Genomic DNA, 22,014 nt, shown 5'->3' with positions numbered 1-22,014 from the left:
TCCCGGGCTTTGATGGTGCAATCTCGATGCAGGAATCGAGGGACGCGCTATGGGCCAGGTTCTCCACGGGAGCGCCACGACGACTGAGGCGGTCCGTCGAGCGATACAACATAGTCAAGAGAGCCTGAGGGCTCTGTCTAAGCGCTACGGGATTAACCAGAAGACGGTCGCGAAGTGGAAGAAGCGGACCTCGGTGACCGATGTGCCGACCGGGCCGAAGAACCCGACTTCGACAGTGCTGACGATTGAGGAAGAGGCCGTGATCGTCGCCTTCCGGAAGCATACTTTGCTGCCGCTCGACGACTGCCTCTATGCGCTACAGCCGACGATCCCGACGCTGACGCGGTCATCCCTGCACCGCTGCCTGCAGCGTCACGGGATCAGCCGCCTGCCCGAGGTCGAAGGCGAGAAGCCGGCGAAGACGAAGTTCAAATCCTATCCGATCGGCTTCTTCCACATCGATATCGCCGAGGTGCAGACCGCTGAGGGCAAGCTGTACCTCTATGTCGCCATCGATCGCACGAGCAAATTCGCCGTCGTACAGATCGTCAGGAAGACGGGGCGGACCTCCGCGTCAGCCTTCCTCTCGGCCTTGATCGAGGCCGTCCCCTACAAGATCCATACCGTTCTCACCGACAACGGCATCCAGTTCACCTTCCCGCCACGGTATGCCGATGGTCCGACGGCGCGCTACGTGACGCACATGTTCGGCATGCGCTGCCAGGAGAACGGCATCGAGCACCGCCTCACCAAGGTGAAGCACCCTTGGACGAACGGCCAGGTCGAGCGCATGAACCGCACCATCAAAGAAGCCACCGTCAAGCGTTACCACTACGACAGCCACCGGCAGTTCGAAGCGCATCTCGCCGACTTCGTCAGCGCCTACAATTTCGGGCGGAGGCTGAAGACCCTCAAGGGCCTCACACCCTACGAATTCATCTGCAAACTCTGGACAACAGAGCCTCAACGATTCAGGCTCGATCCACTCCATCAAATGCCGGGACTAAACAGCTAGCCGGTGCCGTAGCGGTGCAGATGGGCGCCATTGGCGCGCAGCCAGGCCTTGGCCGCCTCCAGCCCCGGGCAGAGATTCCTGACGATGCGCCAGAACCGCGCCGAATGGTTCATCTCGCGCAAATGCGCGACCTCGTGGGCCGCCAGGTAGTCCAGCACGAAGGGCGGCGCCAGGATCAGCCGCCAGGAATAATTGATGGCGCCGTTCGACGAACATGAACCCCAGCGGCTCGACTGGTCGCGCATGGTGATGCGCGTCACCTTGACCCCGAGCGCTTCGGCATAGCGGCGGGTTGCCGCCTCCAGGTCCTTTTTCGCCTCGCGCTTGAGATAATCCTGGACGCGACGCGCGACAAAGGCCTGGTCGCCGGCGACATGGATCTCGCCATTCTCGATCCAGACCGTGCCGCGCCGGTCGGCGCGATGGACCACGTCATGGGCAACGCCCCTGAGCGGCACGACGGCTCCAGGGGCAAAATCGAGCGCGTCGGGAATGCGGTTGAGGCGGGCGGCGATCCAGCCGCCATGGCGCTCGGCGAAGGCTGTGGCATCGGAAAACCGCGCGCGCGGCGGCATGGTCAGCACCGCGTCGCGGCTCGCCGCGCGCACCCGGAGCGTGAAGCGGCGCGCCTGCGCCATGCGCCTGACCGCGACCGCATAGGCGACACCCTCGTGATGGACGGTGATCGTCTCTGGATCGGGCTCGCGCTGGAACAGGCGACGAATGATCGACATGGGCGCGAGATTAACTGAGTCGGTGGGGCGAACGCCACATGGTGAAGCGGCAGCGCAGCGCCCTGACGTGCCGCCCGACGCCGCCGATGCCTCGGATTAGCCTCAGGACCAGGCGTCCGCCGGATCCGGCAATTCCGACCGATCCTCGATCAATCTTTCTTGGCCGCATGCAGCGCGCCGGCGGCCGCCCGGCCACCACGGATCATCTTGAGCGCCGCGGGTTTTGCCACCACCGGCTTGGCACTCGGCTGGGTTTGCCCGGCCTTGGCCTTGCGCCAGGCATGGGTCCGCATGAAATCCATCACCCGCGGCGCGATCTCGGCGCGGAAGCGCGAACCGTTGAACACGCCATAGTGGCCGACCGCCGGCTGGAGATAGTGCACACGCATGTCTTCGGACAGCGAGGTGGCGAGCCCGTGGGCCGCGAGCGTCTGGCCGCCGCCGGTAATATCGTCGTTCTCGCCCTCGACGGTCATCAGCGCGACCCGCTTGATCGCCTTCGGGTCGACCGGCTGGCCGCGGTGTTTCATGATGCCGAGCGGCAGGTGATGCTCGACGAACACCCGCTCGATCGTCTGCATGTAGAACTCGGCGGTCAGGTCCATGACCGAGAGATATTCGTCATAGAACTCGCGGTGCTTCTGCGCGCCGTCGCCGTCGCCCTTGACCAGGTTGCGGAACAGGTCGCGATGAGCATCGACATGGCGGTCGAGATTCATTGTCATGAAGCCGGTGAGCTGCAGGAAGCCCGGATAGACCGGCCGCATCATGCCGACATGCGGGAACGGCACGGTGGTGATGACGTTGCGCCGGAACCAGTCGGTGCCGCGCTCATGGGCGAGCTTGTTGACGGCGGTTGGACTGGCGCGCGTGTCGATCGGCCCGCCCATCAGGGTGAGCGTGGTCGGCACATAAGGATCCTCTTCGGCCTCCATGCGCGCAACCGCCATGAACACCGGTACCGCCGGCTGGCAGACCCCCATGACATGGGTGTCGGGGCCCAGCACATGCAGCATCGAGATGATGTAGTCGACATAGTCGTCGAGATCGAACGGGCCATCGCTCATCGGCACCATGCGGGCGTCGACCCAGTCGGTGATGAACACCTCATGGCTCGGCAGGAACGCCTCGACCGTGCCGCGCAGCAGCGTGGCGTAATGGCCCGACATCGGCGCGACGATCAGCACTTTCGGATCGGGCCGGTGGTTGTGCGGGATCGCCCGCTGGAAATGGATGAGGTTGCAGAACGGCCTGGACCAGACGACCTTCTCGGTCACCGCCACGCGTTCGCCGCCGACCAGCGCGGTCGGCAGGTTGAAGGCCGGCTTGCCATAACGGCGGGTGGTGCGCTCGAACACCTCGCAGGCCGCCGCCATCTGCTTGCCGAACGGCGTGTGCGACCACGGGTTGACGGGATTTGACAAGGCCAGTTTGGTTGCATCGGCCATGGCGCGATAAGGCGACAACATGGCATGCGTTGCTTCATACCAATGATAAAGCGGCACTCGGGCGGCCTCCGAAAAGACGGGGCTGGGTCGCGGCCGGGCTCAGGATTGAACCGGCCGGCGCGGTGCCACGGGTCGCGGCCTGACGCGGAATCACCCAGCCTGCGTTTGCTGCGCTGCGGTAATTTGTAATCTCTTTGACACAATCCAGGCAATCAGAGCGCGGCTAACAAACTGTGAACTTTCGTCGGTCGGGGTTTCTACGGATGATCCGTGCTGCCGATGCCGACGCCGGAGAAATCTCATTCTCCGCTGGACAGAAGCGCGCCTGCGGCACGGGCCTTGTTCAACAGGAAGACGAAGCCCCAGGACGCGACGGCAAACCAGATCATGTTGAGGATCGCGGCGGCGGCCAGATAATCGAGCCTGAGGACGCCTTCGGCGAGCACCGTGCGCATGCCCTCGAAGACATAGGTCGGCGGCAGGGCGAGCGCGATCGGCTTCAGCCACCAGGGCAGCACGGCGAGCGGATAATAGACGCAGCAGAGCGGCCAGAACACGAACAGGATGGTCCAGGCGAGGCTTTCGGCGCCCAGGCCGTGGCGCAGGATGAGGCCGGCGACCAGCAGCGCCACCGCCCAGCCGGTGATGATCAGAAGCGCGAAGAAGGCGACAAGGCCAATGCCGAGGCGCGCCAGATCAAAACCAAAAAAGGCGATCGCCAGGACCACCGTCGGCAACAGCCCGACCATCAGCCGGAGCAGGCTCATGACCATCAGGGCCGCGACGAACTCGATCGGCCTGAGCGGGCTCATCAAGAGGTTGCCGAGATTGCGCGACCAGATCTCCTCCAGGAACGAGATCGAAAAGCCGAGCTGGCCGCGAAACAGCACCTCCCAGAGCAGCAGCCCCGAGACCAGCGCCCCGGCGGCGAACAGCGCGCTGTTGGAGGTGTTCATCGCATAGGTCTGAAGGAAGCCCCAGGTCATCAGGTTGAGGATCGGCCAATAGACCAGCTCGAGCAGCCGCGGCCAGGACGAGGAGAGGAGATAGAGGTAGCGCAGGCAGAGCGCGCCGACCCGGGCGAAGGAAAAGGTCATGCCGTGCTCCTGACGGCCTGCATGAAGGCGGTGAGCTTGGCCTGGTCGAGATGACCATTGGTGCGCACGCCCGAGCACAGGTCCAGCCCGAACGGCTTGACGCGGGCGATCGCCTCGATGGCATTGCCGGCGTTCAGGCCGCCGGCGAGGAACACCGGCCGGGAGGTTCTGGCGACGAATTCGCGGCTGACCGCCCAGTCATGGGTTCGTCCGGTGCCGCCCAGTTCACGCATGGTACCGCCCGGCTTGCCGGAATCGAGCAGGAAGGCATGGACATAGGGTTCATAGGTCGGGATCAGGTCGAGCGCCTGCGGTCCTTCGACATGAATGACCTGGACGCGCCGCACCATGGGCAACGCGACGGCGATGACGGCCAATTCGGCGGGATCGATGTGGTCGACGATCTGCACGGTATTGGTGCCGCAGGCGCGGATATGATCGGCAATGTCCAGCCCGCGGACCCGCGCGGTCAAAAGGAAGCTGGCGATCGGCGGCGGCAGTTCGGTGGTCACCGAGCGGATCGTCGCGTCATCGACGATGCCCGGCCCCGACGGCATGGCCGCCACGAAACCCAACGCATCGGCACCGGCGGCAATTGCCATCCGGGCCTCGGCGACCGATGAGATGCAGCAGATCTTGACGCGCGTGCGGATGGTCGTGGTAGCGCCGGTCATTCAGCCGCCTCCTTGCGTCCGCGGGCGACATCGAGGAACACCTCTTCGAGATTGGAGCGCCCGTAGCGCGCGATCAGCTCGGCCGGCGAGCCGTCGTCCTCGATGCGTCCCTTTTTCAGCATGATGACGCGATCGCAGAGCCGCTCGACCTCGCCCATATTGTGCGACGCCAGCAGAATGGTGGCGCCGCGCCGCAGCCGGTATTGCTCCAGGTGGCTGCGGATCCAGTCGGCGGTGTCAGGGTCGAGCGAGGCGGTCGGTTCGTCGAGCAGCATGACCTCGGGGTCGTTGATCAGCGCCTTGGCCAGCGCCACACGCGTCTTCTGGCCAGCCGAGAGCTTGCCGGTCGCGCGATCCAGGAAGTCGCCGAGATCGAGATCGGCGGCGAGCGCCGCGATCCGCTCCTTCAACGCCTTGACGCCATAGAGCTTGCCGAAAACCGTCAGGTTCTGGCGCACCGTCAGCCGGTGCGGCATGTCGACATAGGGGCTCTCGAAATTCATCCGGTGCAGCACGTCGTGCCGGCGCCGTGCCATGTCGGTGCCGAGCACCCGGACCTCGCCCGATGTCGGCAGCGTCAGCCCCATGATCATGGCGATGGTGGTGGTCTTGCCGGCACCATTACCGCCGAGCAAGGCGGTGGTCGAACCGGGCTGAAGCGCAAAGGACAGGCCGTCGACGGCACGCACCGTGCCGTAATCCTTGACCAGAGCCTCGGCCTCAATCGCTGGCTGTCCCATGTCCCAGTGCATCGCGCGTCGCGATCCCCAGGGCAAATCAAAATCCGTAATCGGCCGAATTCGAGCGCGACGAGGCCCAGGATTGCATTGCCGCCCTGTCGCCACCGCCTTGACCGCGAGCTACCGGGCAAGCCAGCTTGCAGGCTCCATGATCGTCGTCTTCGGCTCCCTCAATGTCGACCTCGTCGCGCGCGTGCCGGTGCTGCCGTCGGCGGGCGAAACCGTGCTCGGACCGGATTATGTCACGGTGCCCGGTGGCAAGGGCGCCAATCAGGCGCTCGCCGCCCGCCGCGCCGGCGCCGAGGTCGTGATGGTCGGCGCGGTCGGCCGCGATGGTTTCGCCGAAGCCGCGCTCGCTGCGCTCGCCGCGGCCGGCGTCGATATTTCCAGGGTGGCACGGGTCGAGGCGCCAACCGGGGCCGCCTTCATCGCGGTCGATCCGGCCGGCCGCAACCAGATCGTCGTCGCGGCCGGCGCCAATGCCCGGGCCTCGGCCGCCGCGCTCGACGACCTTGAGGCCGGCAAGGGCGACATCCTGATGCTGCAATGGGAAGTGCCGGGGGCGGAAATCCTCGCTGCCGCCCAGTGGGCCAAGGCACGCGAACTCACCGTCGTGCTCAATCGCGCCCCGGCCGGTCCGGTGCCGGCGGAACTGATGGCGCTGGTCGACGTGGTCATCGTCAACGAGCACGAAATCCTGGCTTTGGCCGAAGGCCTCGGCATGGCGGCCGTGGATGCCGAGGCAATCGCCTGCGAGATCGATCGGCGCCTCGGGGTGACCGCCATCGTGACGCTTGGCGCCGCCGGTGCGCTGGCCTGGGGCGGCGGCGTGCGCTGCCCGGTGCCGGCGCTGAAAGTCGATGTCGTCGACACCACGGCGGCGGGCGATGCCTTCTGCGGCGCCTTCGCCGCCGCCCTGGCGCAAGGACGTGGCCTGACCAGCGCGGTCGAACATGGTTCGGCGGCCGGATCGCTCGCCTGCACCGGTTTCGGGGCTCAGCCGAGCCTGCCGGCGCGCGGCGCCATCGAACAGGGCGCCGCGCAGCTCGCCACCCGCGATATTCCGCTGATTCCCAAAGTAGCGCCCGAACCGGGCCCCAAGGAGACTTGAATGATCCGCAACCGCCTGAAGCGCCGCGCTGTCGCCGGCGAGAAGCTCATTGGCGCCTGGGTGTTTTCCGGTGCTCCGGCCGTGTGCGAGCTCTATGCGCTGGCCGGATATGACATCGTGCTGATCGACACCGAACACACGCCGATCGACATCGCCGACGTCTTGACCTGCGTGCGCGCGGTCGAGGCCGGCGGCGGCGAGGCCATGGTGCGGGTGCCGGGGCAGGATTCCAGCCATTTCAAGCGCATGCTCGATGCCGGCATCCATTCCCTGATGGTGCCGATGGTCGATACGGTCGATCAGGCAAAGGCGGTGATCGACGCCTGCCTCTATCCGCCGCGCGGCCGGCGCGGTTATGCCGCTTCGGTTTCCCGCTCCGGCCTCTATGGCTTCGACGAGACCTATGCCGACACGGCACATGAAGAGACTTTCCTGGCGCTGCAGGTGGAAAGTGCGGCCTGTGCCGCGATCGCCGGCGACATCGCCGCGCTCGCCGGCGCCGATTGCCTGTTCATCGGCGCCAACGACCTGGCCGGCTCGCTCGGCAAGCTTGGCCAGCTGACCGCGCCGGATGTGCTCGCGAGCATCGACCAGGCGGCCAATGCGACCAAGACGGCCGGCAAGGTGCTCGGCACCATTCCGATCCCCGGCCGCGACGCATCCCATCTGGCGGCGCAAGGTTATGGCATCGTCATTGGCGAATGCGACATGTGGGCGGTGAGGACCGGCGCGCTCGCCGACCTCGCCCAGCACCGCAAGGCGTTTCCCGGCCGCAAGCGCTGATCAGCTGAGCTGATCGCGGATCGCCCGGACGATCGCGTCGGGCGCCATGTCGATCGGCACGGTGATCGCCCGCTCGTCGGGACCAGGCGGTTCCAGGGTCGCGAACTGGCTCTCGAGCAGGCTCGGCGGCATGAAATGATCGACGCGCGCCGCCATGCGGGCGTCGATCAGCGCGAAACTGCCGGCAAGATAGACGAAGCGCAGCCGCGAGCCCGGCGCCCGCAGCCGGTCGCGATAGGCCCGCTTCAGGGCCGAACAGGCGATGACCACGTGACCGCCGGATCCTTCGAGCGTTGCGACGTGGCCAGCGATGGCGTCGAGCCAGGGCCAGCGATCGGCATCGGTCAGCGGCGCGCCGGAACGCATCTTCTCGACATTGGCCGGCGGATGGAACGCATCGCCATCCCTGAAATCCCAGCCGAGCATGCGGGCGAGTTGGGCGCCGACCGTCGATTTGCCACTGCCGGAAACGCCCATGACAATGATCGCCGTTGGCGGGCCGGCCTGTTGCCTGGCGCCACCGGTCGCGCCCGCCTCGGCGCCCTGCCTGGTCTCTCGGCCGGTTCTTGGGCTCATGCCGGCTTCTTCGGTTCCTGGTGGCCGCCGAACCCCTTGCGCATGGCGGACAGGACCTTTTCCGCGAATGTGTGGTCCTGGCGCGAGCGGAAGCGGGTATAGAGCGCCGAGGTCAGCACCTCGGCCGGCGTCGCCTGCTCGATGGCCGCTTCGACCGTCCAGCGGCCTTCGCCGGAATCATCGACATGGCCGGAGAAGCCCGACAAGGCACCGTCCTCGGCCAGGGCTTCCGCGGTGAGATCCAGCAGCCACGACGTCACCACGCTGCCGCGACGCCAGACCTCGGCAATCTCGGCAAGGTCGAGATCGAAGCGCTGCTCGGCCGGCAATCGCGCCGAACCGGCATTGTTCAGGATGTCGAAGCCTTCGGCGAAGGCCTGCATCATGCCGTATTCGATGCCGTTATGGATCATCTTGACATAGTGCCCGGCGCCGCTCGGCCCGCAATGGAGATAGCCTTGCTCGGCCGTGCCGGCGCGATCGTCGCGGTGCCGGGTCGCCGGGATGTCGCCGCGGCCGGGCGCCAGCGCCGAAAAGATCGGATCGAGCCGGGTCACTGCCGCCCGGTCGCCGCCGATCATCAGGCAATAGCCGCGCTCCAGGCCCCAGACGCCGCCTGACGTGCCGACATCGAGATAGCTGAGACCTCTTTCGGCCAGGACCCCGGCCCGGCGGATATCGTCCTTCCAGAAGCTGTTGCCGCCGTCGATGATGATATCGCCGGGCGACAGCAGGTCCGCCAGTTCGGCGATCATCGCTTCTGTCACGGCGCCGGCCGGCAGCATTACCCAGACGGCGCGCGGCGCGGCCAGCGCCTCGACCAGCCCGGCGAGGCTTTCGGCATTCCGGGCGCCTTCGGCGGCCAGAGCCTTGCCCGGCGCTGCATTGGCGTCGTGGACGACACAAGAATGTCCTGCCCGGATCAGCCGGCGGACGATATTCGCCCCCATCCGGCCGAGCCCCACCATGCCGAGCTGCATCGCCTCGTCCTCCCGCCTGCCGAACCTTGTCGGGGCCAAGCAACCAGACTGGCCGATGATGTCAACCACGCCGAGCCGGCGACATTGCCGGAACCGCCGTCAAAGTGTAGAGGGCGCGCAACCGTTCCAAGAGACGTTCCAAGAGATTTCGCGGAGAAGCCGTTTCATGTCCCAGGCCCGCTACGACGTTGCCGGTATCGGCAACGCCATTGTCGATGTGCTCGCCCGCATCCAGGATGACCTGCTCGCCAGGCTCGAGGTGCCGAAGGGCGCGATGATGCTGATCGACGAGCCGCGCGCCGAGGCGATCTATGCATCAATGGCGCAGACGGTGGAGATCTCCGGCGGTTCGGCCGCCAATACCATTGTCGGCTGCGGCATGCTGGGCCTGAAGCCGGGTTTCATCGGCAAGGTGAAGAACGATCCGCTCGGCCGCACCTTCAGCCACGGCATCCGCGCCGCCGGCGTGCATTTCCCGACCAAGCTCGCCGAAGACGGGCCGGCAACCGCGCGCTGCTTCATCCTGGTGACGCCGGACGGCGAGCGCACCATGAACACCTATCTCGGCGCCGCCCAGCTGCTGTCGCCCGACGATGTCGACGAAGACACCATCGCCAATGCCGGCGTGACCTATCTCGAAGGTTATCTGTGGGATCCGCCGGCGGCCAAGCAGGCCTTTCTGAAGGCTGCCAAGATCGCCCATGGCGCCAATCGCCAGGTGGCGCTGACGCTGTCGGATTCATTCTGCGTCGACCGCTATCGCGACGAGTTCCTGCAGCTCCTGCGCGACAAGGTGGTGGATATCGTCTTCGCCAATGAGAGCGAGCTGAAATCGCTCTACCAGACCTCCGATTTCGCCACGGCGCTCGATGCGCTACGCGCCGACGCCAGGCTCGCCGTGGTCACCCGCGGCGACGAGGGCGCGTTGGCCGCGGAAGGTGCGAACCTCGTTTCCGTGCCGGCCTATCCGGTCGCCCGGGTGGTCGACACGACCGGCGCCGGCGACCTGTTCGCCGCAGGCTTCCTGGCAGGCTTCGCCCGCGGCATCGGCCACGAAGCCTCGCTCGGGCTCGGCGCGCTCTGTGCCGCCGAGATCATCAGCCATATGGGCGCCCGGCCGGAGGCCGACCTGAAGTCGCTGGCCGCCGAGAACGGCTTCATTTTCTGAAGCTGACGGGGAGCGCTTCAGCGCTCCCAGATCATCTTGCCGCCATAAGCGATCATGACAAAGCCCGCGCCGGCACCAACGGCGCGGCCCATGCGGCTCGGGCCGCGCGCCATCGGCAATTTGCGCAGGACCAGGGCGAACAGGAGATAATAGGTCGCCGACATCGAGACCATGATGGCGACGCCGAGAAGCCCAATGGCGAGCGGCTGCTCGGCGAGATGGGTCACCGCGAACAGCGACGAGACGAAGACCAGCGATTTCGGATTGCCGAGCGCCGTGACCAGACCGGTGACGAAGGCTTTGCGGGTATCGAGCGTGGGCGCTCGCATGCGCCCGGCCTCGGGCGGCGGCGCCAGGTTGCGCCAGATCAGCCGCAGGCCCATCCAGGCGAGATAGGCGCCGCCGAGCAGCTTCACGGCAAGGGCGGCAGCGGGAAACAGTTCGAACAGCCAGAACAGGCCGAAAAGGCCGGCCAGACCCCAGCAGAATGTGCCGAGGATAACTGCCGCCACGACCGCCAGCACGGAGCGGGTCGGCGAGGACAAGCCGACGGCGACAAAAAGCAAGGTGTTCGGGCCGGGCGTGATGACCGCGATCAGCCAGAGGCCGGCCAGAACCAAGAGCGTGTCGACCGGAATCATGTCCCCATCCCTGTTTGTGTCCGGACCCTAGTCCTTGATGCCATCCATCCGCACGGGCAGGCCGGCGGCCTTCATGTGCCGCTTGACCTGCGGCACCGTGAAGGTGCCGAAGTGGAACACCGATGCGGCCAGCACACCGGTGGCGCCCCCCTTCGATACGCCTTCGACAAAATGGTCGAGCGCGCCGACGCCGCCCGAGGCGATCACCGGCACCGGCACCGCGTCCGACACCGCCCGGGTCAGCGCAAGGTCGAAGCCGGCCTTGGTGCCGTCGCGATCCATCGAGGTCAGCAGAATCTCGCCGGCGCCGAGCGCCACCACCTCGCGGGCATAGTCGATCGCATCGATGCCGGTGGGCTTGCGTCCGCCATGGGTGAAGATTTCCCAGCGGTCGGCCTCGCCGGCGCCCGACACTTTCTTGGCATCGATCGCCACGACAATGCACTGATTGCCGAACTTGTCGGCGGCCCGGCCGACAAAGGCGCGGTCAGTGACAGCGGCAGTGTTGATCGACACCTTGTCGGCGCCGGAGACCAGGAGCGCGCGGATGTCCTCGACCGCTCGAACACCACCGCCAACGGTGAGCGGCATGAAACAGGCCTCGGCCGTGCGCCGGACCACGTCGAACATGGTGGCGCGGTTGTCGGAACTGGCGGTGATGTCGAGAAAGGTCAATTCGTCGGCGCCTGCCGCGTCATAAGCCTTGGCCGCCTCGACCGGATCGCCGGCATCGATCAGATCGACGAATTGAACGCCCTTGACGACGCGGCCATCCTTGACGTCGAGGCAGGGAATGATGCGCACCTTGAAGCTCATGGACGCCTCGCAGCCTTGATCGCGGCCAGCGCTTGCCGCGGGTCGAGCCGGCCGTCGTAGAGCGCCTTGCCGGTAATCGCGCCTTCGAGCTTTTCGGCGCGGGGCGAGATCAGTTCGCGCACATCGTCCATCGAGGCAAGGCCGCCGGAGGCGACCACCGGAATGGCGACCTGGTCGGCCAGCGCGATGGTGCCGTCCCAATCGATGCCGGAGAGCATGCCGTCGCGCGCGATATTGGTATAGACGATGGCGGCGACGCCGGCGTCCTCGAAGCGCTTGGCAAGCTCATGGGCATGCAGGGTCGAGGTCTCGGCCCAGCCCTCGACAGCCACCCAACCGTCGCGGGCGTCGATGCCGACGGCGACCCGGCCGGGAAAGGCTTTCGCCGCCGTCTTGACGAATTCGGGATCGCGCACCGCCGCCGTGCCGATGATGACGCGGGTGACACCCTTCAAAAGCCAGCCTTCGACCGTCTTCATGTCGCGAATGCCGCCGCCGAGCTGAACCGGAAAACGGGTCGCGGCGCGGATCGCTTCGACGGCCGCGGCATTGACCGGCTTGCCGGCAAAGGCGCCGTCGAGATCGACGACATGCAAATAATCGAAACCGAGGGCCTCGAAGTCGCGCGCCTGGGCAGCGGGATCGTCGGAATAGACGGTCGCCTGCGCCATATCACCCTGCTTCAGGCGAACGCAGCGGCCATCTTTGAGGTCAATCGCGGGAAACAGTCTCACGGCCGCCACTCGAGGAAATTGCCGATCAGAGTCAGGCCGAGCTGCTGACTCTTTTCCGGATGGAACTGGGTGCCGACCATGGTGTCGCGCGCGATCATGGCGGTCACCGGCCCGCCATAATCGGCCTCCGCCAGCACCACGTCGGCGGCGGTTGCGGTCAGGTGGTAGGAATGGACGAAATAGGCGTGCAATCCGTCGGGGCCGGTCGGGATGCCCGAGAGCACCGGGTGGTCACGTTTCACGTCGAGAGTATTCCAGCCCATGTGCGGGATCTTCAGATTGGCGCCGGTCGGGCGGATCAGGTCGATGTCGCCGGGCACCCAGCCGAGGCCGGCGGTGACGTCCTTTTCCAGGCCCCGGCCGGCCATCAGCTGCATGCCGACGCAAATACCGAGAAATGGCCGGCCACGGCCGCGCACCACCTCGGTCAAGGCCTCGACCATGCCGGGGACCCCGACAAGGCCCTTGCGGCAATCGGCAAAGGCGCCGACGCCGGGCAGCACGACGCGATCGGCCTTGCGGACCAGATCCGGGTCGGCAGTGACCAGCACCGGCGCGTTCAGGCCGCGCTCGCGCGCCATTCGCTCGAAAGCCTTCTGCGCCGAGTGCAGATTGCCCGAGCCGTAATCGACAATGGCAACGCTCATCTGGTGCCTCGCGGGCGGCTCTCGGCCTCCGGGAACAGCCCGATCACATGGTCTCCGGCCGGGGCGCTCGGCGCCGCGAAGACCGAAGGCGGACCGCCGAGCGTGGCTGGCGGCGGGGCGAGCGCCGAGGCGCGCTCGGAAAAATAGCGGCGCTCGGCCTCGTCGCGCGTCGACGCAACCACGACGCCTTCGTCGCGAAAGCCGCGACGGCCAAGCGTCCAGCGCCGGAGATTGGTTGCTTCGAGCCCGATCAGCAGGTTGAAGACGAAGGCGATGCCGACCCGCACCGGCATGGCAAAGCCGGCGAACAACAGCGCCGCGATCAGGATGGCGACCGCCACGACATAAGCCAGCGTGACCAGCCACATGCGGTGCCACAGGAAATAGGCCCAGGGCGCGACGAAGGCGACGACCGAAAAGCTGTCCGGCACGAAGCGCAGCGCCCCGTCGGGGTCGCGCCCGGCCTGTTCGGGCGCCGAATGGATGGTGAAGCTCTTCAGGGCGGCCATCACAACACGCCCTTGGTCGAGGGGACCTCGTGGGCGCGGCGTGGATCGATGGCGAAAGCGGTGCGCAGCGCGCGGGCCAGCCCCTTGAAGCAGCTTTCGGCAATATGATGGGCATTGTCGCCATAAAGCGTCTCGACATGCAGCGTGATGCCGGAATTCATGGCGAAGGCCTGGAAGAACTCGCGGACCAGTTCGGTGTCGAAGGTGCCGATCTTGTCGCGTGGAAAGGCCGTGCGGAACACCAGGAAGGGACGGCCCGACACGTCGAGGGCGACGCGCGTCAAGGTCTCGTCCATCGCCAGGTGGACATCGGCATAACGGGTGATGCCTTTCATGTCGCCGAGCGCCTTGCGGACGGCCTGGCCGAGCGCGATGCCGACATCTTCCACCGTGTGATGGTCATCGATATGCAGGTCGCCCTTGGCCTCGACGGTGAGGTCGATCATGCCGTGGCGGGCAATCTGGTCCAGCATGTGATCGAAAAAGCCGACGCCGGTCGCGACGGCGGCGGTTCCGGCGCCGTCCAGATCGACCGAGACGGAAATATCCGTCTCCTTGGTGGTGCGGGTCACCGAGGCCTTGCGCATAGCGATCTCCAAGCGGATTGCCGGGTCTTCTACCAGCGGGCGGCCCGTGTGAAAACCCAAACGCTCCCGGATGGTTGTCGGACGCGCCAGTCCGCGTTTCCGACCCGGCCATGGCTGTTGCGCGATGACCGGCGCGAGGAGACTGGCGAAAGGCGCGGTGTCTGGACGGTCGAGCCAAGTCGACGCCGTGGATGGCCGCGGCAATGCAACCTTGTCAGGCCGTAGCGCACCGCGAAATTCGGGCTAGGGTGGGTGTCCCCGTGTCGGAGCAGCGTGCCATGACCCGTGACGAAGTGCTCGTTGTCGCCCTGAGCCTGCCGGAGACCGAATCCGCGCCGCATTTCGAGCGCACCGCCGTGAAGGTCGCCAAGGGCAAGATCTTCGCGACGCTGGCGCCCGATGGTTCGAGTTTCAACGTCAAGCTGACGCCCGACCAGCAACCTGTTTATGTCGAGAGCGCGCCGGAGATCTTTTCACCGATCCCCAATGCCTGGGGCCGGCAGGGCTGGACCACGGTCAGCCTGGTCGCCGCCGATCGTGACGCCGTCCTGGCCGCGCTGACCGCCGCCTGGCGCAATGCCGCGCCAAAAAAACTCTTGGCTTTGCATACCAAGCCCGACTAGCGGCCGCGCTTGCGTCGCGGCACATTCGGCCTAAATGACGGGCTTGCCTCGGAGTTCCCATGACGACCAATGACAATGCTTTTCCCGGCTGGCACGCCACCACCATCTGTTCGGTCCGCAAGGGCGGCCGGGTGGTGATCGGTGGCGATGGCCAGGTGAGCCTCGGCCAGACCGTGATCAAGGCCAATGCGAAGAAGGTGCGCCGGCTCGCCAAGGGCGACGTCATCGCCGGTTTTGCCGGCGCGACGGCGGATGCCTTCACGCTGTTCGAGCGTCTGGAGGCCAAGCTCGAGCAATATCCGGGACAGCTGACGCGGGCCGCCGTGGAGCTCGCCAAGGACTGGCGCACCGACCGGTATCTGCGCCGCCTGGAAGCGATGATGATCGTTGCCGACAAGGACGTGTCGCTGATCCTCACCGGTACCGGCGACGTGCTGGAACCGGAAGGCGGCATCATGGCCATCGGCTCCGGCGGCAATTATGCCTTGTCGGCGGCGCGCGCGCTCGCCGATACCGACCTGGACGCGGAAGCGATCGTGCGCAAAGCGATGAAGATCGCCGCCGAGATCTGCGTCTATACCAACGACAATGTGGTGATCGAGACCATTGGATGACCGATTTTTCCCCCCGCGAGATTGTTTCCGAGCTCGATCGCCACATCATCGGCCAGAATGACGCCAAGCGCGCGGTGGCGATCGCCGTGCGCAATCGCTGGCGCCGGCTGCAGCTCGACGAGACGCTGCGCGAAGAGGTTCTGCCGAAAAACATCCTGATGATCGGACCGACCGGCGTCGGCAAGACCGAGATCTCGCGCCGGCTCGCCAGGCTCGCCAACGCGCCTTTCCTCAAGGTGGAAGCGACCAAGTTCACCGAGGTCGGTTATGTCGGCCGCGACGTCGAGCAGATCATCCGCGACCTGCTCGAAGTCGGCATCTCCATCGTCCGGGAAACCAAGCGGCGGGACGTCCAGGCCAAGGCGCATGTCGCGGCCGAAGAGCGGGTGCTCGACGCGCTGGTCGGCGCGACCGCCTCGCCGGCCACCCGCGACAGCTTCCGCAAGAAGCTGCGCAACGGCGAGATGGACGACAAGGAGATCGACATCGAGGTGGCGGCGACGCCGTCGAACCTGCCGATGATGGATATTCCCGGCATGCCCGGCGGCCAGATCGGCATTGCCAATCTTTCGGACATGCTGGGCAAGATGATGGGCGGGCGCACCAAACAGCGCCGCGCCACCGTCAAGGAGGCCTATCAGCCGCTGGTGCAGGAAGAGGCCGACAAGCTGGTCGACCAGGACACGCTGGTGCAGGAAGCCATCAAGGTGGTCGAGAACAACGGCATCGTGTTCATCGACGAGATCGACAAGATCTGCGCCCGCGACGGCGCAAGGGTCGGCGGCGACGTGTCGCGCGAGGGCGTGCAGCGCGACCTCTTGCCGCTGATCGAGGGCACGACAGTGTCGACCAAGCACGGGCCGGTCAAATCCGACCACATCCTGTTCATCGCCTCCGGTGCCTTCCATATCGCCAAGCCGTCCGACCTACTGCCGGAATTGCAGGGCCGCCTGCCGATCCGCGTCGAACTCAACGCGCTCACACGCGAGGATTTACGCAGGATCCTGACCGAGACCGAGGCGAGCCTGGTCAAGCAGTCGATCGCCATGATGGCCACGGAAGGCATCGCCCTGGTGCTGACCGACGATGCGATCGACGCCATTGCCGATCTGGCGGTGGCGGTGAATGCCTCGGTCGAGAATATCGGCGCCCGCCGGCTGCAGACGATCATGGAGCGCGTGCTGGACGATATCTCCTTCACCGCCCCCGATCGTGCCGGCGAGACGGTGACCATCGATGGCGCCTATGTGATGAAGACGGTGGGCGATCTCGCGAAAAACGCCGACCTCAGCCGGTTCATCCTGTAGCCAGGGCTGCCGGAGCCGCCAGGCCGGCGCCGCCGCAACGATCGCGGCGGCGGCCTCATCGATGCGCCATGGTTTCGGAGGGATCACCGCCCTCCGAACCGCCCTTCAGCCGAACATTTCCGGGCGGTATTCGAAGTGCATGGTATCGAAATGATACCACTTGCCGCCCCAGATGAAGCCTTCCGCCTCGAAGATCGCGACGATCTCGAAGGGGATCCGGTTGCGGTAGGCGATTTCCCCGCGCCGGCTTGCCCAGGCCCAATAGTCGGATTGGCCGACATGAATGTCGATGGCCGCGCCATAGGCGTGCATGCTGGGCACGCCGGTATCGGCCACCACCCGGCAGTTATAGGTGCCGGCCGAGGGCACAAGGAAGGCCTTCAGCCGGTCCGGCAGCCGGTCGAGCAGATCGATGACCCGTTCCATGCGCGCCGCGACATCGTTGACATTGGTCAGCTGGATCGTCTGCGACGCGGTTTTCGGCATCCAGGCGACCGGCCGCATCAGCCGGGTCACGCCGCCCTTGGCGCAATCTCCGTACATCTTCACGAAAAAGGCGGTGTTGCGCAGGCGGCCGGGGCTTTCATCGCGCGCTGGCCGGTCCTGAGGCGGTCCGGGCTGATAGGTCTGACGCAATTGGTCGGCAATCGTCGCCGAGCGCACCATGTCTTCGAAGGCGCGCGCCGGCCGGTCGGATCCGATGGTCATCCTGGTGCCGTCGCGCCAGACCAGGATGTCGTCGACCACGGCGGCGAGATGATCGGGATAGCTGGCGACCAGCTTCGCCAGCCGGTCGGCCGAGACGGTGGCGGCCGCCGGCGCCGCGCCGGCGAGCGGCATCGCCGCCAGCCCGGTCAGCAGCAGCCTGCGGTCGATCAGCGGCATCGCCGCTTTAGTCCACGCACCCCATATAGCGCTCCGCCCTGGTGACGTCGGCGATGATCCGGCGCTGGGTCTGCGACAGCGGCACATCGGCCTGGCGGTCATAGCTGCACCCGCCATTGCCAAAATAGGAGATCGCCCGCGGCGTCCTGAAGCAATAACCCGCGTCCTTGTAGATCTGATTGCGCTCGACCCACAGATCGCGACACGACCATCCGCGATAGTCCTGCGCCACGACTGGCGCGGCTGAACAGATCAATACCGCCGCTGCGACGATCGCCCGCCTGACCTTCCGCTTCATCCACGCCTCCTTCTGTCGAACCACCGGCGGCCCACGCGCGCCCGGCAGTTCAGCACGTCGCGCCGCATGCCGTCACCGGTTTTAGCGGGACGGCCGCGGCGCTTCGATGACAAAGGCGCCGAAAGCGGCTTAGCGCGCCGCGTGTGTCGCCCGCGACAAATGGGCCGCCACCGGCCCGATGGTGGTGCGGACCATGCCACGGCTCATATCGCCTGTCGTGATGAAGGTTGCGATCGCCTGGGTGCGCCGCTCGACGCCGAGCTTGCGCAGGATCGAGGAGACATGGGATTTCACCGTGCCTTCGGAAATCCCGAGATCATAAGCGATCTGTTTGTTGAGCCGGCCACGGCTCATCAGGTCCAGCACCTTGAACTGCTGGCCGGACAGGGCGTCGAGCCGGCGCGACGCCGGCGCCTGGCCTTCCGGGTCGACATTGGCGACCACCGGCCACCAGTTGCGGCCGGCGAGCACCGCGCCGAGCGCTGCGCGCAGATGATCGGCGGGCAGATCGAGCGGCAAGGCGGCGATCGCGCCGCGGCCGCGCGCATCCTGGACCGGACGACGGTCGGCATGATCGACCAGTACCGCGACGCGCGTGCCGGGGGTCAGCTCCAGGCCGTTGAGCGTTTCCAGCGTCGCGATCACCAGGTCGGCCTTGGCATAATCGACCGCGGTCGCGCCCGGCTGATTGGCGCGCACCAGCGCGTCGAGCGTCTCGGCGACGATCGGAAAGGGATGATGCACAGCGAAGGTGAGCGTGTCGCGAGGCGCGGACTGAGCGAGGTTCGTCATGTGAAATCCCTCGTGTCGGATTGGCGGTGAGCACGTGAGACAAAAGCTAGCACCGCCCCCCACGGCATCAAAATGCGAAAGATCATGCTGCAACATTGCGAAATTTTTGCATTTCTATCCTTCGGCCGATGTGCTTCGATCTAGGCCGAACGGTCAGGCGGTATCACGGTCCAGGAGGCGCGCCATGTCCCGCAAGATTTTTGTTGGTCCCGCGCTCCGCCGTTTGCGCGAGGGCACCCGTCTGACCCAGACCGCCTTCGCCCAGCGCCTCGGTCTTTCCGTGAGCTATCTCAATCAGATCGAGAACAATCAGCGGCCGGTGACCGCCAGCGTTCTGGTCGCGCTCGGGCAGACCTTCGGCGTCGATCTCGCGACATTCGCGGTCGACGACACCGACCGCCTGGTCACCGACCTGCGCGAGGCGGCGGCCGACCCGATGCTCGCGGAAAGCGCGCCGGGTTTGCAGGACCTGAAGCGGGTCGCCTCCGACAGTCCGGCCTTTGCCAGGGCTTTCCTGCGCATGCATCAGACCGCGCGGCGGCTGCGCGAGAGGCTGCAGGCCGCCGGCGATGCGCCGCTCTTGCCGCCAACGGGCGAAGAGGGCGAGGCGGCGCTGCTGCCTTATGAAGAGGTTCGCGACTATTTCCACTATGTCGACAATTATGTCGACGATCTCGACCGGGCTGCCGAAGACCTTGCCGAGCGCCTCGGACTGGCGGCGGCGAGCGATCGGCTGCAGGTGCTGACGGGTTATCTGGCGAGCCGCCATGGCGTCACGGTCGATGCCACCGCCAATCTCGGCGACGACCTGATGGAGCGCTATGAGGCCGGCCCCAAACTGGTGGTGCTCGACGGCGCGCTCGATCCGGCGACCCGCATCTTCCTGCTGGCCAATCGCATCGCCCGACTGGAGCAGGCCGACACGCTGGCGGCCCTTGCCGAAGGCGGCCGGTTCCGGTCGCGCGCCGCCAGCGATATTGCGCGCGTGGCGCTGGCCAATTATTTCGCCGGCGCCCTGATGCTGCCCTATCGGCGTTTCCTGGCGGCAGCCAAGGAGACCCGCCATGATATCGATCTGCTCGGCCGCATTTTCGGGGCGAGCCTGGAACAGGTCTGCCACCGGCTTTCCACCCTGCAGCGGCCGGGCCAGAAGGGCATTCCGTTCTATTTCCTGAAGGTCGACCGGGCCGGCAATGTCATCAAGCGCCATTCGGCGACACGCTTCCAGTTCGCCCGTTTCGGCGGCGCCTGCCCCTTGTGGAACGTCCACGAGGCCTTCGAACAGACCGGCCGGACCTTTGTGCAGGTTGCCGAAATGCCCGATGGCGTGCGTTATCTGTCGCTCGCCCGCGCGGTGACCAAGGGCGCGGCGCATTGGCGCGCGCCGGTCCGGCGTTACGCCTTCGGGCTCGGCTGCGAGCTCTCTTATGCCGGCGACATCATCTATTCCGAAGGCATCGACCTGAAGGCGGAAGCCAATGTCGCCAAGATCGGCGTGTCCTGCCGCATCTGCGAGCGCGGTTCCTGCCACCAGCGCGCCGTGCCGCCGGTGGACCGGGAAATCCGCGTGCCGTCGGACAGCCGCAAGGTCGTGCCCTTCGACCTGAGCTGAAACGGCGCTGGCCCGATTCCTGACCGTTTGGTCTACCCACGCGACAGCGTGCGCGACACCGCATCCCGCCAGCGCACCAGTTTCGCGCCGCGGGTCGTTTCGTCCATGGCCGGCATGAAACGCTGCTCCAGCCGCCAGCCGCGGGCAAATTCCTCAGGCTCCGGATAGACGCCACGGGCAAGGCCGGCGAGATAGGCAGCCCCCAGCGCGGTCGTCTCCAGCACCTTCGGCCGGTCGACCGGCGCATCGAGCAGATCGGCAAGGCGCTGCATGGTCCAGTCGGAGGCGACCATGCCACCGTCGACACGCAGCACCGTGCCGGCGCTGCCGGCGCCGGGCCAATCGGCGCGCATGGCCGACAAGAGATCGGCGGTTTGAAAACACACGCTTTCGAGCGCGGCGCGCGCCATTTCGCGCGGGCCGGTCGCGCGCGTCAGGCCGAAGATCGCGCCGCGGCATTCGGCGTCCCAATAGGGCGCTCCGAGCCCGACAAAGGCGGGCACCAGCACCACGTCCTGCTGCGGATCGGCGGCTTCCGCCAAAGCCCCGGTCTCGCCGGCGGCCTTGATGATGCCGAGACCGTCGCGCAGCCATTGGACCGCAGCGCCGGCGACGAAGATCGACCCTTCGAGAGCGTAGGCGCGCTTGCCGTTGAGCTGATAGGCAATGGTGGTGAGCAGTTTCGAGCGCGAGGCCACTGCCTCGGCGCCGGTGTTCAGCAGCGCGAAACAGCCGGTGCCATAGGTCGATTTCATCATTCCCGGCGAAAAACAGGCTTGCCCGACGGTCGCGGCCTGCTGATCGCCGGCAATGCCGCCGATCGCGATCGGCCCGCCGAACAATCCGGCCTCGGTGACGCCGTAGTCGGCGGCGCAATCCCTTACCTCCGGCATCAGCGGACGCGGCACCCGGATCAGATGCATGAGATCCGGGTTCCAGTCGCCCTGATGGATGTCGAACAGCATGGTGCGCGACGCATTGGTCGCATCGGTCGCGTGGACCTTGCCGCCGGTGAGCCGCCACAGCAGGAAGCTGTCGATGGTTCCGAAGGCCAGTTCGCCACGGGCCGCCCGCTCGCGCGCGCCTTCGACATGGTCGAGGATCCAGGCGATCTTGGTGCCGGAAAAATAAGGGTCGAGCAGCAAGCCCGAGCGGGCCGCGACCAGCGCCTCATGGCCCTCGGCTTTCAGCCGCGCGCATTCGGCAGCGGTGCGCCGATCCTGCCAGACGATCGCCCGGTGGATCGGCTTGCCGGTGGCGCGCTCCCAGATGACCGTGGTCTCGCGCTGGTTGGTGATGCCGAGCCCGGCGACGTCGCCGGCTTCCACGCCAGCCCTGGCCATGGCCGTCCGGGTGGTTTCGACCACGCTCGCCCAGATCTCTTCGAGATCGTGCTCGACCCAGCCGGAGGCAGGATAGTGTTGGGTGAATTCCTGCTGCGCGACGGCGCGGATCGACAGGTCCGGGCCGAACACGATGGCCCGTGACGACGTGGTTCCCTGGTCGATGGCAATGACGACCGGCGCCATGGATCTCTCCTTCCCTGCTCGTCCGCTTGACGCGGTTGTCCGCCATCCTGGCACCGGAACCGCTTGCGGCGGAAGGCGAAAGGCGGCAGACGAC

Annotated in this window: 25 protein-coding genes; 8 read left to right on the top strand and 17 right to left on the bottom strand. The window is 66.4% G+C overall.

The features are described 5' to 3' along the window. Positions 1–49: 49 nt before the first annotated feature. Positions 50–1,015, top strand: a complete 966-nt coding sequence (locus E8M01_RS12520) for an IS481 family transposase (protein WP_136959355.1) — start codon at positions 50–52, stop codon at positions 1,013–1,015. On the opposite strand, the gene E8M01_RS12515 is transcribed toward E8M01_RS12520, so the two are convergent. The 5 genes from E8M01_RS12515 to E8M01_RS12495 all read right to left on the bottom strand — a co-directional run bounded on the left by E8M01_RS12515 (position 1,012) and on the right by E8M01_RS12495 (position 5,708). After that, positions 1,012–1,749, bottom strand: coding sequence for a M48 family metallopeptidase (locus tag E8M01_RS12515; RefSeq protein ID WP_136960426.1), 738 nt, complete (start codon positions 1,747–1,749; stop codon positions 1,012–1,014). The two genes, E8M01_RS12520 and E8M01_RS12515, sit on opposite strands and share 4 nt — an antisense overlap. A 149-nt stretch (positions 1,750–1,898) precedes the next feature. Next, complete coding sequence (locus E8M01_RS12510; RefSeq protein ID WP_136960425.1) at positions 1,899–3,254, bottom strand: polyhydroxyalkanoate depolymerase; 1,356 nt, start codon at positions 3,252–3,254, stop codon at positions 1,899–1,901. Between the two features lie 242 nt (positions 3,255–3,496). After that, positions 3,497–4,294 carry an ABC transporter permease gene (locus E8M01_RS12505; protein WP_136960424.1) on the bottom strand — a complete coding sequence of 266 codons (798 nt, stop codon included), beginning with the start codon at positions 4,292–4,294 and terminating at the stop codon, positions 3,497–3,499. After that, positions 4,291–4,968 carry a phosphoribosylanthranilate isomerase gene (locus tag E8M01_RS12500; RefSeq protein ID WP_136960423.1) on the bottom strand — a complete coding sequence of 226 codons (678 nt, stop codon included), beginning with the start codon at positions 4,966–4,968 and terminating at the stop codon, positions 4,291–4,293. Before E8M01_RS12500 ends, E8M01_RS12505 begins: the two co-directional genes overlap by 4 nt. After that, positions 4,965–5,708, bottom strand: coding sequence for an ABC transporter ATP-binding protein (locus E8M01_RS12495; RefSeq protein ID WP_246088703.1), 744 nt, complete (start codon positions 5,706–5,708; stop codon positions 4,965–4,967). The genes E8M01_RS12500 and E8M01_RS12495 overlap by 4 nt, the downstream gene beginning before the upstream one ends. Positions 5,709–5,790: 82 nt before the next feature. Between E8M01_RS12495 and E8M01_RS12490 the strand changes: the two genes are divergently transcribed. Beyond that, complete coding sequence (locus E8M01_RS12490) at positions 5,791–6,819, top strand: ribokinase (protein ID WP_246088702.1); 1,029 nt, start codon at positions 5,791–5,793, stop codon at positions 6,817–6,819. After that, positions 6,820–7,602, top strand: coding sequence for an HpcH/HpaI aldolase family protein (locus E8M01_RS12485; protein ID WP_136960421.1), 783 nt, complete (start codon positions 6,820–6,822; stop codon positions 7,600–7,602). On the opposite strand, the gene E8M01_RS12480 is transcribed toward E8M01_RS12485, so the two are convergent. Together E8M01_RS12480 and gnd are read right to left on the bottom strand one after the other, a co-directional pair. Continuing rightward, the gene (locus E8M01_RS12480) at positions 7,603–8,178 is read right to left on the bottom strand and encodes a gluconokinase (RefSeq protein ID WP_342778705.1); all 576 of its coding nucleotides are present in this window, start codon (positions 8,176–8,178) and stop codon (positions 7,603–7,605) included. Further along, a complete protein-coding gene (gnd, locus tag E8M01_RS12475) occupies positions 8,175–9,158 on the bottom strand; it encodes a phosphogluconate dehydrogenase (NAD(+)-dependent, decarboxylating) (protein WP_136960420.1) in 984 nt (327 codons plus the stop codon). The genes E8M01_RS12480 and gnd overlap by 4 nt, the downstream gene beginning before the upstream one ends. Positions 9,159–9,324: 166 nt before the next feature. Here gnd and E8M01_RS12470 point away from each other — a divergent pair, with 166 nt between their 5' ends. Then, the gene (locus tag E8M01_RS12470; RefSeq protein ID WP_136960419.1) at positions 9,325–10,326 is read left to right on the top strand and encodes an adenosine kinase; all 1,002 of its coding nucleotides are present in this window, start codon (positions 9,325–9,327) and stop codon (positions 10,324–10,326) included. A gap of 17 nt (positions 10,327–10,343) precedes the next feature. On the opposite strand, the gene E8M01_RS12465 is transcribed toward E8M01_RS12470, so the two are convergent. The 6 genes from E8M01_RS12465 to hisB are packed head-to-tail and all read right to left on the bottom strand — an operon-like array spanning position 10,344 to position 14,260. Then, on the bottom strand, positions 10,344–10,967 hold the full coding sequence (locus E8M01_RS12465) for a LysE family translocator (protein ID WP_136960418.1): 624 nt from the start codon (positions 10,965–10,967) through the stop codon (positions 10,344–10,346). A gap of 27 nt (positions 10,968–10,994) precedes the next feature. Then, the gene (gene hisF / locus E8M01_RS12460) at positions 10,995–11,783 is read right to left on the bottom strand and encodes an imidazole glycerol phosphate synthase subunit HisF (RefSeq protein ID WP_136960417.1); all 789 of its coding nucleotides are present in this window, start codon (positions 11,781–11,783) and stop codon (positions 10,995–10,997) included. After that, positions 11,780–12,526, bottom strand: a complete 747-nt coding sequence (hisA, locus tag E8M01_RS12455) for a 1-(5-phosphoribosyl)-5-[(5-phosphoribosylamino)methylideneamino]imidazole-4-carboxamide isomerase (RefSeq protein WP_211596716.1) — start codon at positions 12,524–12,526, stop codon at positions 11,780–11,782. The genes hisF and hisA overlap by 4 nt, the downstream gene beginning before the upstream one ends. Then, entirely contained in the window at positions 12,514–13,164 is a 651-nt protein-coding gene (hisH, locus tag E8M01_RS12450) for an imidazole glycerol phosphate synthase subunit HisH (RefSeq protein WP_136960415.1), read from the bottom strand. Before hisH ends, hisA begins: the two co-directional genes overlap by 13 nt. Then, positions 13,161–13,673, bottom strand: coding sequence for a DUF2628 domain-containing protein (locus E8M01_RS12445; protein WP_136960414.1), 513 nt, complete (start codon positions 13,671–13,673; stop codon positions 13,161–13,163). The genes hisH and E8M01_RS12445 overlap by 4 nt, the downstream gene beginning before the upstream one ends. Beyond that, positions 13,673–14,260 carry an imidazoleglycerol-phosphate dehydratase HisB gene (gene hisB, locus E8M01_RS12440; RefSeq protein ID WP_136960413.1) on the bottom strand — a complete coding sequence of 196 codons (588 nt, stop codon included), beginning with the start codon at positions 14,258–14,260 and terminating at the stop codon, positions 13,673–13,675. The genes E8M01_RS12445 and hisB overlap by 1 nt, the downstream gene beginning before the upstream one ends. Positions 14,261–14,538: 278 nt before the next feature. Here hisB and E8M01_RS12435 point away from each other — a divergent pair, with 278 nt between their 5' ends. From E8M01_RS12435 to hslU, 3 genes are read left to right on the top strand one after another with little or no spacing between them, the layout of a single operon-like run. Beyond that, positions 14,539–14,883 carry an MmcQ/YjbR family DNA-binding protein gene (locus E8M01_RS12435; RefSeq protein ID WP_136960412.1) on the top strand — a complete coding sequence of 115 codons (345 nt, stop codon included), beginning with the start codon at positions 14,539–14,541 and terminating at the stop codon, positions 14,881–14,883. A 59-nt stretch (positions 14,884–14,942) separates the two neighbouring features. After that, complete coding sequence (hslV, locus tag E8M01_RS12430; RefSeq protein WP_136960411.1) at positions 14,943–15,497, top strand: ATP-dependent protease subunit HslV; 555 nt, start codon at positions 14,943–14,945, stop codon at positions 15,495–15,497. Next, a complete protein-coding gene (gene hslU / locus E8M01_RS12425) occupies positions 15,494–16,804 on the top strand; it encodes an ATP-dependent protease ATPase subunit HslU (RefSeq protein WP_136960410.1) in 1,311 nt (436 codons plus the stop codon). The genes hslV and hslU overlap by 4 nt, the downstream gene beginning before the upstream one ends. Positions 16,805–16,909: 105 nt before the next feature. On the opposite strand, the gene E8M01_RS12420 is transcribed toward hslU, so the two are convergent. The 3 genes from E8M01_RS12420 to E8M01_RS12410 form a co-directional block, all read right to left on the bottom strand. Further along, positions 16,910–17,689: a M15 family metallopeptidase gene (locus E8M01_RS12420; protein ID WP_246088701.1), complete on the bottom strand. Its 780-nt coding sequence runs from the start codon at positions 17,687–17,689 to the stop codon at positions 16,910–16,912. Positions 17,690–17,696: 7 nt separating this feature from the next. Further along, a complete protein-coding gene (locus tag E8M01_RS12415; RefSeq protein WP_136960409.1) occupies positions 17,697–17,987 on the bottom strand; it encodes a YARHG domain-containing protein in 291 nt (96 codons plus the stop codon). Between the two features lie 129 nt (positions 17,988–18,116). After that, entirely contained in the window at positions 18,117–18,779 is a 663-nt protein-coding gene (locus E8M01_RS12410; RefSeq protein ID WP_136960408.1) for a response regulator transcription factor, read from the bottom strand. A 184-nt stretch (positions 18,780–18,963) separates the two neighbouring features. Here E8M01_RS12410 and E8M01_RS12405 point away from each other — a divergent pair, with 184 nt between their 5' ends. After that, positions 18,964–20,391 (top strand): helix-turn-helix domain-containing protein, encoded by a 1,428-nt coding sequence (locus E8M01_RS12405; protein WP_136960407.1) that lies wholly within the window; start codon positions 18,964–18,966, stop codon positions 20,389–20,391. Between the two features lie 32 nt (positions 20,392–20,423). Here E8M01_RS12405 and glpK read toward each other — a convergent pair whose 3' ends face one another. Beyond that, positions 20,424–21,920, bottom strand: coding sequence for a glycerol kinase GlpK (gene glpK, locus E8M01_RS12400; RefSeq protein WP_136960406.1), 1,497 nt, complete (start codon positions 21,918–21,920; stop codon positions 20,424–20,426). Positions 21,921–22,014: the final 94 nt, after the last annotated feature.

The organism is Phreatobacter stygius (assembly GCF_005144885.1).
Taxonomy (GTDB): Bacteria; Pseudomonadota; Alphaproteobacteria; order Rhizobiales; family Phreatobacteraceae; genus Phreatobacter; species Phreatobacter stygius.
The sequence above is the reverse complement of the archived record's forward strand: the minus strand, read 5'-3'. Positions and strand labels throughout refer to the sequence as shown.

What these genes read in the sequence shown, in the direction of transcription:
- E8M01_RS12520 (WP_136959355.1), top strand. Translation starts at nt 50, where the DNA reads ATGGGCCAGGTTCTCCACGGGAGCGCCACGACGACTGAGGCGGTCCGT.
- E8M01_RS12515 (WP_136960426.1), bottom strand. Translation starts at nt 1,749, where the DNA reads ATGTCGATCATTCGTCGCCTGTTCCAGCGCGAGCCCGATCCAGAGACG.
- E8M01_RS12505 (WP_136960424.1), bottom strand. Translation starts at nt 4,294, where the DNA reads ATGACCTTTTCCTTCGCCCGGGTCGGCGCGCTCTGCCTGCGCTACCTC.
- E8M01_RS12500 (WP_136960423.1), bottom strand. Translation starts at nt 4,968, where the DNA reads ATGACCGGCGCTACCACGACCATCCGCACGCGCGTCAAGATCTGCTGC.
- E8M01_RS12495 (WP_246088703.1), bottom strand. Translation starts at nt 5,708, where the DNA reads ATGGGACAGCCAGCGATTGAGGCCGAGGCTCTGGTCAAGGATTACGGC.
- E8M01_RS12485 (WP_136960421.1), top strand. Translation starts at nt 6,820, where the DNA reads ATGATCCGCAACCGCCTGAAGCGCCGCGCTGTCGCCGGCGAGAAGCTC.
- E8M01_RS12480 (WP_342778705.1), bottom strand. Translation starts at nt 8,178, where the DNA reads ATGAGCCCAAGAACCGGCCGAGAGACCAGGCAGGGCGCCGAGGCGGGC.
- gnd (WP_136960420.1), bottom strand. Translation starts at nt 9,158, where the DNA reads ATGCAGCTCGGCATGGTGGGGCTCGGCCGGATGGGGGCGAATATCGTC.
- E8M01_RS12470 (WP_136960419.1), top strand. Translation starts at nt 9,325, where the DNA reads ATGTCCCAGGCCCGCTACGACGTTGCCGGTATCGGCAACGCCATTGTC.
- E8M01_RS12465 (WP_136960418.1), bottom strand. Translation starts at nt 10,967, where the DNA reads ATGATTCCGGTCGACACGCTCTTGGTTCTGGCCGGCCTCTGGCTGATC.
- hisF (WP_136960417.1), bottom strand. Translation starts at nt 11,783, where the DNA reads ATGAGCTTCAAGGTGCGCATCATTCCCTGCCTCGACGTCAAGGATGGC.
- hisH (WP_136960415.1), bottom strand. Translation starts at nt 13,164, where the DNA reads ATGAGCGTTGCCATTGTCGATTACGGCTCGGGCAATCTGCACTCGGCG.
- E8M01_RS12445 (WP_136960414.1), bottom strand. Translation starts at nt 13,673, where the DNA reads ATGGCCGCCCTGAAGAGCTTCACCATCCATTCGGCGCCCGAACAGGCC.
- hisB (WP_136960413.1), bottom strand. Translation starts at nt 14,260, where the DNA reads ATGCGCAAGGCCTCGGTGACCCGCACCACCAAGGAGACGGATATTTCC.
- E8M01_RS12435 (WP_136960412.1), top strand. Translation starts at nt 14,539, where the DNA reads ATGACCCGTGACGAAGTGCTCGTTGTCGCCCTGAGCCTGCCGGAGACC.
- hslV (WP_136960411.1), top strand. Translation starts at nt 14,943, where the DNA reads ATGACGACCAATGACAATGCTTTTCCCGGCTGGCACGCCACCACCATC.
- hslU (WP_136960410.1), top strand. Translation starts at nt 15,494, where the DNA reads ATGACCGATTTTTCCCCCCGCGAGATTGTTTCCGAGCTCGATCGCCAC.
- E8M01_RS12420 (WP_246088701.1), bottom strand. Translation starts at nt 17,689, where the DNA reads ATGCCGCTGATCGACCGCAGGCTGCTGCTGACCGGGCTGGCGGCGATG.
- E8M01_RS12415 (WP_136960409.1), bottom strand. Translation starts at nt 17,987, where the DNA reads ATGAAGCGGAAGGTCAGGCGGGCGATCGTCGCAGCGGCGGTATTGATC.
- E8M01_RS12410 (WP_136960408.1), bottom strand. Translation starts at nt 18,779, where the DNA reads ATGACGAACCTCGCTCAGTCCGCGCCTCGCGACACGCTCACCTTCGCT.
- E8M01_RS12405 (WP_136960407.1), top strand. Translation starts at nt 18,964, where the DNA reads ATGTCCCGCAAGATTTTTGTTGGTCCCGCGCTCCGCCGTTTGCGCGAG.
- glpK (WP_136960406.1), bottom strand. Translation starts at nt 21,920, where the DNA reads ATGGCGCCGGTCGTCATTGCCATCGACCAGGGAACCACGTCGTCACGG.